Below are 14,127 nucleotides of genomic sequence, written 5' to 3'. Positions count from 1 at the left end.
AAACTCAAAATGTACAAATTAGGAAGAAGTGCTATATATAAGAATTTTCAATGCAGCGAATAAGAATTTTGAGTGCAGTAAACTATAATAGTTTATGTACCCAGGTAGTTATCCTGTTACAAGGTGACAATGGTCACCTTGTAACAGGATAAATGTCACCTTATAAAATGATATTTGTCACCGCATAAGATGACTATCTATGTATGAAGAGACAAAAACTATAAAGATACAAAATTAATCGGTGAAAAGCAAGAGTAGGCATAAGCATTTAATGATTAACATACTTTTAAGTACAACAAATGGTATTGTTTTGTACATATTTGCAATAATCTTGTTGCGTATATTCTTATCCCCTTTTTTGTACAGAATGTCGGGTCGTATTTGCTTTTTTCGGCTACATTTGTTTCTATAATTCATTATAACCCCATCAAATATGAAACATCTGAATCTGTTTTTAGGTGGATTGTCATTAGTTGCCACAGGAGCTTATGCACAATCCCAACAACAGCAAACGTACCCCAATGTAATCTATGTATTTCCCGACCAATTCCGCAACGATGCATGCGGATTCTGGAAGCAAGAGGATTTTAAAAAGTATAGAAAGGCAGAAGGCGATCCTACCATTACTCCCAACTTAGACAAATTTGCGAGAGAATCATTGGTGCTGACTTCCGCGCAAAGCAATAATCCGGTAAGCAGCCCGCACCGCGCCATGTTGATGACAGGCATGTATTCGGCAGAAAAGAACGGAGTGCCCGTCAATTGCAACACCGGCTCTCCCAACAGCAGTCTGAACCCTGAGGCTATCACCATAGGCGATGTGTTCAGCCAGGCAGGTTACGATTGTGCCTATATCGGCAAGTATCATCTGGATGCACCCACGCCCAACGACCCCAATAATCCGGGACACTATGTCAATGCAAAGATGCCGGTATGGGACGCCTATACCCCTAAAGAACGTCGGCACGGCTTCAACTACTGGTATTCTTACGGGACTTTCGATGAACATAAGAACCCGCACTATTGGGATAACGAAGGGCACAAGCATGAACCACACGAATACTCGCCGGTGTATGAAGCGAAAAAGACCATCGAGTATATGAAGAACACGAACAACGTGCGCGACCCGAAAAAACCATTCCTCATCATGGTGGGCATGAATCCGCCCCACAGTCCGTACACTTCATTCAAGGACTGCATGGAAGAAGACTATAACTTGTACAAAGACATGCCGATGGATGCCCTTATACGTCCGAACGTGACAAACAAAAATCTGCCCAAAGTAAAATCCACGCCCTACTATTTTGCCAACGTGACAGGAGTGGACCGTGCCTTTGGCATGATTCTGGATGCCTTGAAAGAGTTGGGATTGGAAGAGAACACCATCGTTGTGTTTGCCTCTGACCACGGCGAGCTGATGTGCAGCCACGAGCTACCCAGCGAGGCGAAAAACATGCCGTATGCCGAGGCGATGAATATCCCGTTCATCGTGCGCTATCCCGGAAAGATAGCCCACCGGGTAGACCCCTTGCTGCTTTCCACTCCCGACATCATGCCTACGCTGTCCGGACTGGCAGGAGTGGAGAAATTCGTTCCGTCGGATGTGCAGGGCAAGAACTACGCAGAACTGTTTTTCGATGCCAACTCGTTGATGAAACGCCCGACAGGAGCGCTGTATATGAAAAACGGATTTGGAAAGAAAAACCAAAAGGGTGAGAATTTAGGATATTCTGTGGTAGCACGAGGGATAAAGACTGCCAAATACACCTTGGCCTTTACCGTCACAAAGGAGAATAAAATCAACAAAATGTTCTTTTTTGATGATGAAAAAGACCCCTATCAGCTCAATTGCCTGCCACTAAAAGGCAACGAGAAGATTGTGAAAGAACTCGGCAAGGAGTTGGGACGCCAGTTGAAGGCTATCGACGACCCGTGGTATAAGGAGAAAATTCTTAAAGACTTAATCAGTTATAAATAATACGATTATCATGAAATACAAACATTTATTAGCAGCATCGCTATTCATCACATCGGGAAGTTTGTTTGCCCATCCAACAGGCAAGAAACCATTGCCTTATCAAAATCCCAAATTATCGGTTGATGAACGGGTGGAGGATTTAATCAAGCGAATGACATTGGAAGAGAAAGTCTACCAGATGTCAGCACTGCGTTTGGGAGAAGGCGACGAGATATTCGAGACAAGCGGCAACTATTCCATGGACGACATACGTCGAAAATTCGGAAAACACGTAGTGGGCTACCTGAGCTGCCCCACTACGGACATGACTGCCCGGAACGCTGTCGTCACAGGAAACCAAATACAGAAGATTGCCATAGAGGAGACTCGCTTGGGAATACCCGTCATCATTGACGCAGAGGCCTTGCACGGTTGCCGTGCCACAGGTGCCACCTCCTATCCCCAATCCATAGCGCTGTCGTGCACCTGGAACGTAGACCTGATGGCACAGATAGCCGACGCCATTGGACAAGAGACCTACAGCCGCGGCATCAACCAAGTATTATCACCCACACTGGACTTAGCACGCGACCCGCGCCACGGACGTATGGAGGAGTGTTATGGCGAAGATCCTTTTTTGGCTTCGCGCATGGGTGTGGAGTTCATCAAGGGAGTGCAGAAGCATGGAGTCATCTGTAGCCCCAAGCATTTCCTTGCCAACTTCGTGAACGACGGCGGACGCGACTCGGGCAATGCGGGAATGAGCGAGCGAGAGTTGCGCGAGATACACATGCCGCCTTTCCGCGCAGCCGTAGAGGAAGCGGGAGTGAAATCGCTGATGGCTGCCTACAACTCGGTGGATGGTGTGCCCTGCTCCGCCAACCGCTGGTTGCTGACCGACGTGCTGCGGGGCGAATGGGGATTCGACGGCTTTGTGGTATCCGACTGGAGCGCCGTCAACCATGCCCATGCCCATTTAAGGATTGCCCCGACACCCTTGGAGACTGCCGCCTTGTGTGCAAAGGCAGGCATGGACGTCGAGTTGCCTCGTCTGAAATGGTACGCCAAACTGACCGACATGATAAAGGAAGGGAAAATCACGGAAGAGGATATCAACACCAACGTACGCCACATCCTGCGCGTGAAGTTCCAGATGGGACTATTCGAGCATCCCTACGTGGATGAGAAGTTGGCGGAAAAGTTGTGTGACGCTCCGCAATTCCGCAACTTGGCACGCGAAGCCGCACGACAAAGCATCGTATTGCTGAAAAACGAAAAGAACCAGCTTCCGCTGAACGGTGTACACAAGTTGGCAGTGGTAGGTCCCAATGCCACTGTGGCACAGTTGGGCGGCTATTCTGCCAAGGGCGTAAAAGGTGTCAGCCCGCTCGAAGGAATTAAAAACATCTTTGGAAAGCAAGTGGAGGTTTCATACGCTAAAGGTTGTGGTCTGACCGGCAATGATACGTCCGGCTTTGCGGATGCGGTGAAGTGCGTGCAGGATGCCGATGCCTGCGTCATGGTGATGGGTGGTGCCAACTGGACTACCGGAGGCGAGACGAGAGACCGCAACAGCTTAGACTTGATGGGAGTGCAGGAGGAACTGATTCTTGAAATCAGCAAGACAGGCAAACCGCTGATAGTGGTGTTGGTGGAAGGACGCCCGGTGACAATGACCCGTTGGATGGATAAGGCTGATGCCATTGTCATGATGTTCTTTGCCGGCGAGGAAGGCGGAAATGCCTTAGCGGAAATCCTGAGCGGAAAGGTCAATCCTTCGGGAAAATTAACGGTTTCTTATCCACGCACGGTAGGCGACTTGCCGATGTGCCTGCTCCACCGTCCTTACGGTCGTGAAGGCAACGTGGTGGAATACGGACAGAACGCTATGCCTGCAAGCCGCTACTTTCCGCTGTATCCCTTCGGCTACGGTTTGTCATACACCACTTACGAATATAAAAACCTGCGCTTGGCGAAAGACAAGCTGACGAAAGATGAGGAGATCCGTTTCTCCATAGATATCACCAATACGGGGAACATGGATGGCGATGAAACAGTGCAAGTCTACCTGACTGATTTATATTGTCGGATTACCCAATCGGAGAAGCAGCTCAAAGCTTTCCAACGGATGCATGTTCCTGCCGGACAAACGAAAACCGTTTCGTTTACACTACCCTACTCAGCACTTTCCTTCCTAAACGAACGCCTGCAACCGGAGGTGGAAGCAGGAGAATTTGAATTGCTAGTGGGACCGAACTGTATGCAGGGAGCAACTCAACGCTTTGCCGTACAATTGTAAATGAATAAAATAAATACTTGTAAATAAATAAAATAGGCACTGACTGATATGCAAAACAGAAAACTAATTTTCATCCTTATCGGGCTGCTACTCCCCATAGCGTTTGTACAAGGATTTGAACAACCGAAATTCTCAACTGCCGGTTTCTACAGACTACCGGACACAGGTCGGGATGTCTACTCCATGAATATAGCTTGGCGTTTCCATAAAGGAGACATCGAAGGAGGGGATTACAGCGTCTCATTCGACGACTCGCAATGGGAATGTGTCTCCTTGCCTCACGGCATTGAGTATCTGCCGGCGGAAGCGAGCGGTTGCATCAATTATCAAGGTGTGGTGTGGTATCGCAAACACTTCACTCCGGAAGAGGGTCTGAAAGGGAAAAAGCTCTTTCTTCACTTCGAGGCTGTCATGGGTAAATGTAAAGTGTGGGTTAACGGCAAACTGATGACAGAGCATTTCGGAGGATTTCTGCCGGTGATTGCCGACATCAGCAATGAACTGGACTGGAATAAGGATAATATCATCACCGTCATGGCAGACAATTCGAACGACCCGACCTATCCGGCAGGCAAACCTCAAGAGATGTTGGACTTCTGCTACTTTGGAGGCATCTACCGTGACTGTTGGCTGATTGCCCACAACGAGCTGCATATCACCGACCCCAACTATGAAAACGAGGTGGCAGGTGGCGGAGTGTACCTCTCTTTCAACAATGTGTCTGAAGCGAAGGCGGAAGTAAACATTCAAACGCATGTACGCAATGAAGGCAACCGCAACTCTGCTGCCACCGTTGTGTATGAATTGCGACAGACCGATGGCAAGGTTGTGGCGCAGGCAGCGTGTAAAATCAATGTCAAAAAGGGAAAAGCCGGGTACGCAGGCAGTCGGTTAGTTGTGGAAACGCCCAAACTTTGGTCGCCCGAAACTCCTTATCTCTATAATCTGGACATTTATGTGAAGGATGATAAAGGGCTGGTGGTAGACGGTATGCGCCAGCGTGTGGGAATCCGTAGTATTGAGTTTAAGCAACAGGAAGGACTCCGGATTAACGGCAAACCATACGGAAAAGTGGTAGGCGTCAATCGTCATCAGGAATTTGCCGTTTTGGGGAATGCTGTCCCCAACAACCTGCAATGGCGCGATGCCCGTAAGCTAAAAGATGCCGGTGCCAGGATTGTACGTAGTGCACATTATGTGCTCGACCCTGCGTTTATGGATGCTTGCGATGAGTTGGGACTTTTTGTAATGGTGGCGACTCCCGGCTGGCAATTCTGGAACGAGGCTCCTTGTTTTGGCGAACGTATTTATTCTGATATCCGCAATATGATTCGCCAGAACCGAAACCGCCCCAGTGTATTTTTATGGGAACCTATTCTGAATGAGACTAACTATCCTGCCAGTTTTGCTAAGAATGCAGCAGCCATCTGCAAGGAAGAATGTCCCGAGGTTCAAGCCTCTTGCGACGATGCCGCCTTGGGCGATGAGTATTTTTCCGTCCTATTGCGTCCGACCAAGAATCTGAAGCCGGAGAAGACCTATCTGATTCGTGAATGGGGCGATAATGTAGACGACTGGATAGCACAGAATTCGGACAGTCGTGTATCCCGTTCTTGGGGAGAGACCCCAATGTTGGTGCAGGCAGCCCATTACGAAGATGTGTACCGGTGGGTCTGCTCTTCATCATCGCAGGTGGTAGGCGGTTGTATGTGGCATCCGTTCGACCATAACCGTGGATATCACCCCGAACCCTTCTATGGGGGTATCATGGATGCGTATCGTCAACCCAAAACCTCCTACTATATGTATATGTCGCAACGTCCCGCTACCAAATATAACTTCAATGCGGAAAGTGGTCCCATGATTTACATTGCTCATGAGATGACTCCGTTCTCACCCAGTGATGTGACGGTCTATTCCAATTGTGATGAGGTGCGCCTTACAGTCTATAAGAACGGAAAGGTATATACGCAGAAGAAGCAGAAAACAGCAGAATTGCCTTCACCCCACTTTTTCTTCAAGGATGTGTATGATTTTATGGATACCAAAGGATTGGCACGAGCCAAGAAGCAAGATGAATATTATATGTTGGCAGAAGGATTGATAGACGGTAAAGTGGTGGCAAGACACAAACGCTATCCTGCCCAACGCCCGGAAAAACTCCGATTACGGTTGGACAACAATGGCACGGCTACGGTCGCCGACGGCTCGGACGTGGTGACGGTGATTGCCGAATTGATAGACAAAAACGGAGTGGTCAGACGGTTGAACAATTTTGAGGTGAATTTCAGCATTGATGGAGAAGGACGACTGATTGGCGAGACCACCGCCTCATTATGTTGGGGAACAGCTCCCATTCTAGTGCAATCAACGCTGAAACCAGGGAAAGTGCATGTCATCGCTTCGATGAAATATAAAGGAACGGTTCTTCCGTTGTCCGGCGAACTGGAATTTGAGACAATCGCCAATTCCAAGCAAGAACTGTATTCAGAGAACGAAAGCAAACTTTTGAACATCAGCAACAGTAAAACGGAAGTAGCGGTTCGTAACGCAGCATCCAAATCAGAATTGGAAAAAGAGAACGAACGCCTGCGCCAACTGCTAAATGAGTATCGCGCCAAGGAAGTAGGCGAACAGCAATCCAAGTTCGGAGTAGGGCTAAATGATTGATTAAAGGTTAATCTCAATAAATCATCCATAGGGAAGATATTCTCAATTTGATTAGCCTCACCAATTGCACCATAAAAGTGCAGAAAATCATAGTTTTCTGCACTTTTATGGTGCAATTGACGTATATTTGCATATAAATAGATGCTAACCATGGACAGATTATACGAAAACTTTAATAAAAGATAGATTTATGTCACATACTAGACAAGAACAAATGGAAGCCTTCGGACGCTTTCTGGATATCCTTGACGAACTGCGTGTCAAATGTCCCTGGGATCGTAAACAGACAAATGAAAGCCTACGTCCCAATACCATAGAAGAGACTTATGAACTTTGTGATGCTCTGATGAGAGATGACAAAAAGGATATTTGCAAAGAATTGGGAGACGTATTGCTGCACGTTGCTTTCTACGCCAAGATAGGTTCGGAAACAGGGGATTTCGATATCAAAGATGTTTGCGACAAGCTGTGTGACAAACTGATTTTCCGTCATCCCCACGTATTCGGAGAAGTAAAGGCGGAAACAGCAGGACAGGTATCCGAAAACTGGGAACAGTTGAAGTTAAAAGAAAAAGATGGTAATAAGAGCGTGTTAAGCGGTGTTCCCGCTGCCCTACCCTCACTTATCAAGGCGTATCGTATGCAGGACAAAGCCCGTAACGTAGGCTTCGACTGGGAAGAGCGCGAACAGGTTTGGGACAAGGTGAAGGAAGAAATCGGAGAGTTTCAGGAAGAGGTAGCCAACATGGATAAGGATAAGGCGGAAGCCGAATTCGGAGATGTCATGTTCAGCCTTATCAATGCGGCACGTCTCTATAAGATTAATCCCGATAATGCACTGGAACGTACTAATCAGAAATTTATCCGCCGCTTTAATTATCTGGAAGAACATACCATCAAAGAGGGAAAGAACCTGAAAGACATGACTCTTGAAGAGATGGATGCCATTTGGAATGAAGCAAAGAAAAAAGGATTGTAGACTGCAATAATACCCGATTCTTACAGACCACAACAAAGAGAAAAAACAAAGGCTCCGTTTCGCTGAAACGGAGCCTTTATTTTACCCAAACAGAACGTCTGTTTATACTCAACAGAGCGTCTGATTTATTATCTTATTTTTTCTTTGAATCTTTACTGTCTCCCTTGCGATGCATTCCTTTTATCATCTCCCTGTGGAAACGCATTTCCGCCCGCTGAACGAGAAATATCTTCTTGCTGGAAAGAATCTTTTTGAACCTGCCCAAATAAGTTTTATCCAGTTGGTCGGCAGCGATACGGTTATTGGCTACTTTCTCGTTGATTTCTTCATATTGGGCTTCCGTAGTCTTATCATCCTTGCCTTTGCGCATCAAATCCCATGACTCATCATTCAGCTTTTTCTTTTTGTCCTGAAGTTCAAAATAAACGGGGAAGAACTTGGCAGCTTCTTCTTTTGTCAATCCTGCCTGTTCGATAATATACGCCTTTTGTTTTGCCCTGAACTCTTCGCGGGACAAATGTTGGTCACACCCGTCAGCAGCCCAAAGAACAGGCATAAAGCCACACAACAAAACGACTAATGCGATTACTTTTCTCATTTTCTGTATTCAATCGGTTTTAATAAATCATTCTACACTTGCGTCACTCAAATAAACATATAACGAATAATCATCCAACATGGCACGATCCAGTGCCACATCTATCATTTCATCGGATATTACTTCCGTATCCACCTCTGTCACTGCCACCTCATCTACCGTAACAGGTTTATGATCTGTCGATGCTACCCGGATAATCAAGGCGGCACCTACGAACATAGCTGCCATATAAAGCAATGGTTTGAGTCTTGTCCATGTGCTGACAGGTTCTTCCTTGAAAGCGACTTTCGCTTTTTCAGGAAGCTTATTCATCACCTCTGAAGTCAGGTTTTCAAAGTAACCATCGGGAACTTTGAAGGAATTTTCCATCCCAAGCTTCTTCAATAGGGTATCTTCTTCTTTCATACGTTTTTCTCCTCTCTTTTCCTTAGACGTTGTCCGGTCTAAAAGGTTTAATCAATTTCTTCTAAAAACTTCTCTATTTTCTTCACCGCATGATGATAAGATGCTTTCAATGCGCCGACCGACGTACCGAACACTTCCGACATCTCTTCGTACTTCATTTCCTGATAATACTTCAGGTTGAACACCATGCGTTGTTTCTCCGGCAGTGTCAGCAATGCTTTCTGTAAGCACATCTGCACTTGGTCGCCCGAAAAATAGGAGTCGCTTTCCAGTTTCTGCACAACCATTGCTTCCGGGTCGTCAATGGCTACGGTAGTCATGGCACGCTGTTTGTTCAGAAAGGTAAGACATTCATTCAGCGCGATGCGATAGAGCCAGGTAGACAGCTTCGCCTCGGCACGAAAATAGTCGATATTCGTCCATGCCTTGATAAAAGTGTTTTGCAGGAGATCGTTCGCATCCTCATGCGACAGTACCATCCGGCGGATCTGCCAATACAATTGTTCGCTATACTGCGCCACAATCATTTCAAATCCTTGCCGCTGGGTACTCTCCTCCTGAAGGAGTTTCAGAACTTCGCGTTCGTTATAAGGGGTCATACTCTCTTGTTATCTGTATGTTTATTTATGGTTTCAAATTCAGGTCGTTCATAACCTTTAATATAGACGGATCATATTTGTAAATGTCCTCACAATATCTCAGATTATTGTCGGCAGACAAGTAAACTGTCTGATAATCTATAAATAAAGGTATATATTTCTCTAAACTATAATGCTTCAGTTCACGGTAAGACGCGCTGACAGGCAGCTTTTTTCCTTCTTCAGTCACCGGTTTGATGTCCATTGCGATACGGATACGGTCTTCAAGCAATGAATCCTGCTTATTCAACAGGAAGAAGGAGAAATCAAGCGCTTTCTGAAGGCGTACGCAGCCATGACTTACCGCCCGGTTCTTTCGTGTGAAAGCCCAACGGGAAGGAGTATCGTGCAGATAAACGGAATGAGGATTGGGAAAACGGAAGATGATGCGTCCCAATGAGTTTCCCGTCTTATTGTCCTGCTTCACCGTATAGGGTACGCCCTTTCCTGCATACTTAGCCCATTTGATGCTGTGCGGGTCTACTTGCAGGCCGGTCTTATTATCATATACCTTCATGCGGTTGCGGGTAAAATAAGTCGTATCCCTGCGATAGGTAGGAATAATCTCTTTCCTGATAATACTTTGAGGGACGTTCCAATACGGATTCAGTTCCATATAGTAGATTCTGCTCGACAACAAAGGCGTCTTATTCTTCACGCTTCCCACGCAGATACGCATTTCCAGGATAGAGTCTGTCTCCTCATTGATAGCTTGTAGCATAAATGCCGCTACATTGGCTACTACATATTTCTTTCCTTTATCCAAGGCATACTGCCAGCGTGCGCGTTCCATATTCACCAACAAACGGTCGCGGTAATAATCCGTAGTATCCGTCTCACCCCAGGCATTCACACGTTCCAGTTCTTCCTGCATTTTCAAGTAAAGCCGAGAAGAAGGTTGCGCTTTATGAAAGGCTGTATTGGCATTTGTCCGGAGAGAATCCAAAGCAGCCATTGCGAAATCCTTATCATAATCTTTAAGAGGTATCCGGCTGATGGAGTCGTTCCATCTGTCTTTTGAAGGAAGAAAACCGAACTTCAACTGACATACATATGAAAGATAGGCAGACGTCAACTGATATTCAATATCCGCCAACAGGCGGTTCATAGTCTTTCCTTCCTGCAATTGCAGTGTACGTACCTGATGCAATTCCTTGCGAATGCTATCCGTAGGATAAAGATGCGGATTAATGCCATGCCGCGAGATATTTTCCAGCCAATACAGCATGGAGTCTGCCACTTGTACAGCAGGCTTATCTGAAATCAACGAATCATTCAGCCAGAAAAATTCATCTTTCTCCCGATAGTGGGCTGCCAATGCCGAATCCCAGGGAGTCTCCTGCTTATTTTCATTCAAATAAGAATGAATCATCTGATGGATACTATCCGTACTAATCTGCCAGGTAGGATTAAACAATTCCTGAAGACTTGCCAAAGAATCCGGTATCGGAGACAAAGGTTTCTCCTTTTTGCAAGCTGCCAGGCAAGCTATACATACGATTATCATTCCCCAAAGCAGCCGCTTACTTTTCATATGCAGTCCCTCCGTCAACGTCGATACATAAGTTTTCTTTCGCCAAAATCGTTTGCGGGAAGATGGCGGATGCTTCGTTGAATAAAATAGATTCATCTTCATAGCGGGCGGAAAAATGTCCGATCACCAACTGTTTCACATTGGCATCCAACGCAAGTTGCGCTGCTTGTGCAGCCGTTGTATGATAAGTTTCTTTAGCCCGTGCCTGCTCTCCCTGCGCAAAGGTCGCTTCATGGAAAAGCAAATCTACATTCCTGATTTGTTCCGCAATCGCCGGACGATAAATCGTATCGGAACAATAAGCGTATTTGCGTGCCGGAGCCGAAGGGCGGGTCAATCGGGAATTAGGGATTACTTCTCCTTCGGGAGTCATAAAATCCGCTCCGTTCTTGATGCGGTTCAGTTCATAGAGCGGAACTTTATAAAAATCTACCATGTCTCTGATAATATGATTAGGCCGCTGTTTTTCTTCAAAAAGAAAACCACAGCAAGGTATACGGTGCTTCAAAGGAATCGTAGTTACAGTCACCGAACGGTCGTCATAAATGACAACAGGTTCCTTCGTTTCAAATTCATGGAAGAATACTTTATAGGTCAGCGTCTTGCAGAAGAAAGCAAGCAGTGGAGCAAACAGTTCTTCCAACCCTTTCGGGGAGTGAATATGCAAATCAGCCGTTCTGCCCAACAAGCCGAATGTAGAGATTAAGCCCGTCAAGCCGAAACAATGGTCACCATGCAAATGAGAGATAAAGATATGGTTCAGTCGGGAAAACTTCAGTCGGGAACGACGCAATTGCATCTGCGCGCCTTCCCCACAATCAATCATAAATAGTTTTTCACGCAGGTTGACGACTTGTGAAGTCGCAAAATGTCGTGTAGTAGGCAAAGCAGAGCCGCACCCTAATATATGTAACTCGAATTTTTCCATGGTATGCAAAGATAAAGCATTTCAAATTTAATCCGGCAAAAGAATAGGAAATATTTCACCACGGATTACACTGATTAATACAGATTGACAATAGAACTAAATGATATCATAATAAAATGATAATTTCTTTTTAGACAGAAGAACATAAGAACAAAAGATGAAACAGTAGTAGTTTAATGACCAGCAGAAATAATTTTCCAAGCGCAGCCTTTATGTTCTTTTGTTCTTATGTCTAAATTAAATTCCCATTTATAACCGTAACCGAACACAAAAAAAGACGCCCCCAAACGGGAGCGCCTTTACTGGAAATATTCTGTTCAGATTATTTCTTTCCTTCCAACTGTTCTTTCAATGCAGCAAGAGCGTCGATGTCGCCCAGCGTAGTTGAAGCAGCCTGGTTTTGAATCATCGGAGAATCTTCTCTCTTACCAGATGTCTTCTTAGCACCGGAAGCAGCTTTCTTTTCAGCTCTTTCTTCAGCTTTAGCAACATCTTCGAAAATACGGCTGTGAGACAGGATGATTCTCTTAGCGTCCTTGTTGAACTCGATCACTTTGAATTCAAGTTTTTCATCCAACTGAGCTTGTGAACCGTCTTCTTTTACAAGGTGTTTCGGAGTTGCGAAACCTTCTACACCGTAAGGAAGAGCTACAACAGCACCCTTATCCAACATTTCGATGATAGTACCTTCGTGTACAGAACCTACTGTAAATACAGTTTCGAATACATCCCAAGGATTTTCTTCGAGTTGTTTGTGACCAAGGCTCAAACGACGGTTTTCTTTGTCGATTTCGAGTACCTGAACTTCGATGTCAGCACCAATCTGAGTAAATTCTGACGGGTGTTTCACCTTCTTAGTCCAAGAAAGGTCAGAGATGTGGATCAAACCGTCTACACCTTCTTCGATTTCTACGAATACACCGAAGTTAGTGAAGTTACGAACTTTTGCAGTATGCTTGGAACCTACAGGATACTTCTCTTCGATAGTTTCCCATGGGTCTTGTTTCAGTTGCTTGATACCCAAAGACATTTTACGTTCTTCGCGGTCAAGTGTAAGAACAACAGCTTCCACTTCGTCGCCTACCTTCATGAAATCCTGTGCAGAACGCAGGTGCTGGCTCCAAGACATTTCTGAAACGTGGATCAAACCTTCTACGCCGGCAGCGATTTCGATGAATGCACCGTAGTCAGCCATAACGACAACTTTACCGTTTACTTTGTCACCAACCTTCAACTCTGTATCAAGAGCATCCCATGGGTGCGGAGTCAGTTGTTTCAGACCAAGAGCGATACGTTTCTTTTCGTCATCGAAGTCAAGGATAACAACGTTAAGTTTCTGATCCAGCTCAACAACTTCTTTCGGATCGCTAACGCGTCCCCAAGAAAGGTCAGTGATGTGAATCAAACCGTCTACGCCACCAAGGTCGATGAATACACCGTAAGATGTGATATTTTTAACAGTTCCTTCGAGAACTTGTCCTTTTTCAAGTTTACCGATAATTTCTTTCTTCTGTTGTTCCAGTTCAGCTTCGATAAGAGCTTTGTGAGATACAACAACGTTTTTGAATTCCTGGTTGATTTTAACCACTTTGAATTCCATAGTTTTGCCAACGAATACATCATAGTCGCGGATCGGTTTAACGTCAATCTGAGAACCCGGCAAGAATGCTTCGATTCCGAATACGTCAACGATCATACCACCCTTAGTGCGGCACTTGATGTAACCCTTGATAATTTCTTCATTTTCCAGAGCAGCATTCACGCGATCCCAAGAACGAGTAGCGCGGGCTTTTCTGTGTGACAGAACGAGTTGTCCTTTTTTGTCTTCCTGATTTTCGATATACACTTCTACTGTATCACCTACTTTCAGGTCAGGATTGTAACGGAATTCATTCAAAGGGATGATACCGTCTGATTTGTAACCGATGTTCACAACTACTTCACGCTTGTTCATTGCGATTACGGTTCCGTCAACAACCTCACGGTCGTTAACTTTGTTAAGCGTACCGTCGTAAGCTTTTTCTAATTCTTCGTGGCTTGCGCTTGTTACCGCTTCGCCGTTTTCATAAGCATCCCAGTTGAAGTCTTCAATAGGAGCTACGTTCTTTAAGTTTTCCAT

10 protein-coding genes are annotated in these 14,127 nt (G+C 45.5%); 4 read left to right on the top strand and 6 right to left on the bottom strand.

Annotation, left to right across the window (positions count from 1 at the left end; all coding sequences use genetic code 11):
• Window positions 1–433 precede the first annotated feature (433 nt).
• From BQ7997_RS20320 to mazG, 4 genes are all read left to right on the top strand, one after another.
• The gene (locus tag BQ7997_RS20320) at window positions 434–1,978 is read left to right on the top strand and encodes a sulfatase family protein (RefSeq protein WP_073347821.1); all 1,545 of its coding nucleotides are present in this window, start codon (window positions 434–436) and stop codon (window positions 1,976–1,978) included.
• A gap of 10 nt (window positions 1,979–1,988) precedes the next feature.
• Window positions 1,989–4,256 carry a glycoside hydrolase family 3 N-terminal domain-containing protein gene (locus tag BQ7997_RS20315; protein ID WP_083589313.1) on the top strand — a complete coding sequence of 756 codons (2,268 nt, stop codon included), beginning with the start codon at window positions 1,989–1,991 and terminating at the stop codon, window positions 4,254–4,256.
• Window positions 4,257–4,304: 48 nt separating this feature from the next.
• The gene (locus BQ7997_RS20310; RefSeq protein WP_073347820.1) at window positions 4,305–6,926 is read left to right on the top strand and encodes a glycoside hydrolase family 2 TIM barrel-domain containing protein; all 2,622 of its coding nucleotides are present in this window, start codon (window positions 4,305–4,307) and stop codon (window positions 6,924–6,926) included.
• Between the two features lie 190 nt (window positions 6,927–7,116).
• Complete coding sequence (mazG, locus tag BQ7997_RS20305; RefSeq protein WP_073347819.1) at window positions 7,117–7,905, top strand: nucleoside triphosphate pyrophosphohydrolase; 789 nt, start codon at window positions 7,117–7,119, stop codon at window positions 7,903–7,905.
• 133 nt (window positions 7,906–8,038) lie between these two features.
• Here mazG and BQ7997_RS20300 read toward each other — a convergent pair whose 3' ends face one another.
• The 6 genes from BQ7997_RS20300 to rpsA all read right to left on the bottom strand — a co-directional run bounded on the left by BQ7997_RS20300 (window position 8,039) and on the right by rpsA (window position 14,127).
• Window positions 8,039–8,503: a hypothetical protein gene (locus BQ7997_RS20300; protein ID WP_044653617.1), complete on the bottom strand. Its 465-nt coding sequence runs from the start codon at window positions 8,501–8,503 to the stop codon at window positions 8,039–8,041.
• A 27-nt stretch (window positions 8,504–8,530) separates the two neighbouring features.
• Window positions 8,531–8,908 (bottom strand): hypothetical protein, encoded by a 378-nt coding sequence (locus BQ7997_RS20295; protein ID WP_044653618.1) that lies wholly within the window; start codon window positions 8,906–8,908, stop codon window positions 8,531–8,533.
• A 47-nt stretch (window positions 8,909–8,955) separates the two neighbouring features.
• The gene (locus BQ7997_RS20290) at window positions 8,956–9,507 is read right to left on the bottom strand and encodes an RNA polymerase sigma factor (protein WP_073347818.1); all 552 of its coding nucleotides are present in this window, start codon (window positions 9,505–9,507) and stop codon (window positions 8,956–8,958) included.
• Between the two features lie 25 nt (window positions 9,508–9,532).
• Window positions 9,533–11,080, bottom strand: a complete 1,548-nt coding sequence (locus BQ7997_RS20285) for a L,D-transpeptidase family protein (RefSeq protein WP_073347817.1) — start codon at window positions 11,078–11,080, stop codon at window positions 9,533–9,535.
• Window positions 11,070–12,008: a ribonuclease Z gene (locus BQ7997_RS20280; protein WP_073347816.1), complete on the bottom strand. Its 939-nt coding sequence runs from the start codon at window positions 12,006–12,008 to the stop codon at window positions 11,070–11,072. Before BQ7997_RS20280 ends, BQ7997_RS20285 begins: the two co-directional genes overlap by 11 nt.
• 322 nt (window positions 12,009–12,330) lie before the next feature.
• Window positions 12,331–14,127: a 30S ribosomal protein S1 gene (gene rpsA, locus BQ7997_RS20275; RefSeq protein WP_044653620.1), complete on the bottom strand. Its 1,797-nt coding sequence runs from the start codon at window positions 14,125–14,127 to the stop codon at window positions 12,331–12,333.

Source organism: Bacteroides congonensis, from assembly GCF_900130125.1.
Taxonomy (GTDB): Bacteria; Bacteroidota; Bacteroidia; order Bacteroidales; family Bacteroidaceae; genus Bacteroides; species Bacteroides congonensis.
The sequence above is the reverse complement of the archived record's forward strand: the minus strand, read 5'-3'. Positions and strand labels throughout refer to the sequence as shown.

Coding starts and splice junctions, on each gene's coding strand:
- BQ7997_RS20320 (WP_073347821.1), top strand. CDS start 434: ATGAAACATCTGAATCTGTTTTTAGGTGGATTGTCATTAGTTGCCACA.
- BQ7997_RS20315 (WP_083589313.1), top strand. CDS start 1,989: ATGAAATACAAACATTTATTAGCAGCATCGCTATTCATCACATCGGGA.
- BQ7997_RS20310 (WP_073347820.1), top strand. CDS start 4,305: ATGCAAAACAGAAAACTAATTTTCATCCTTATCGGGCTGCTACTCCCC.
- mazG (WP_073347819.1), top strand. CDS start 7,117: ATGTCACATACTAGACAAGAACAAATGGAAGCCTTCGGACGCTTTCTG.
- BQ7997_RS20300 (WP_044653617.1), bottom strand. CDS start 8,503: ATGAGAAAAGTAATCGCATTAGTCGTTTTGTTGTGTGGCTTTATGCCT.
- BQ7997_RS20295 (WP_044653618.1), bottom strand. CDS start 8,908: ATGAAAGAAGAAGATACCCTATTGAAGAAGCTTGGGATGGAAAATTCC.
- BQ7997_RS20290 (WP_073347818.1), bottom strand. CDS start 9,507: ATGACCCCTTATAACGAACGCGAAGTTCTGAAACTCCTTCAGGAGGAG.
- BQ7997_RS20285 (WP_073347817.1), bottom strand. CDS start 11,080: ATGAAAAGTAAGCGGCTGCTTTGGGGAATGATAATCGTATGTATAGCT.
- BQ7997_RS20280 (WP_073347816.1), bottom strand. CDS start 12,008: ATGGAAAAATTCGAGTTACATATATTAGGGTGCGGCTCTGCTTTGCCT.
- rpsA (WP_044653620.1), bottom strand. CDS start 14,127: ATGGAAAACTTAAAGAACGTAGCTCCTATTGAAGACTTCAACTGGGAT.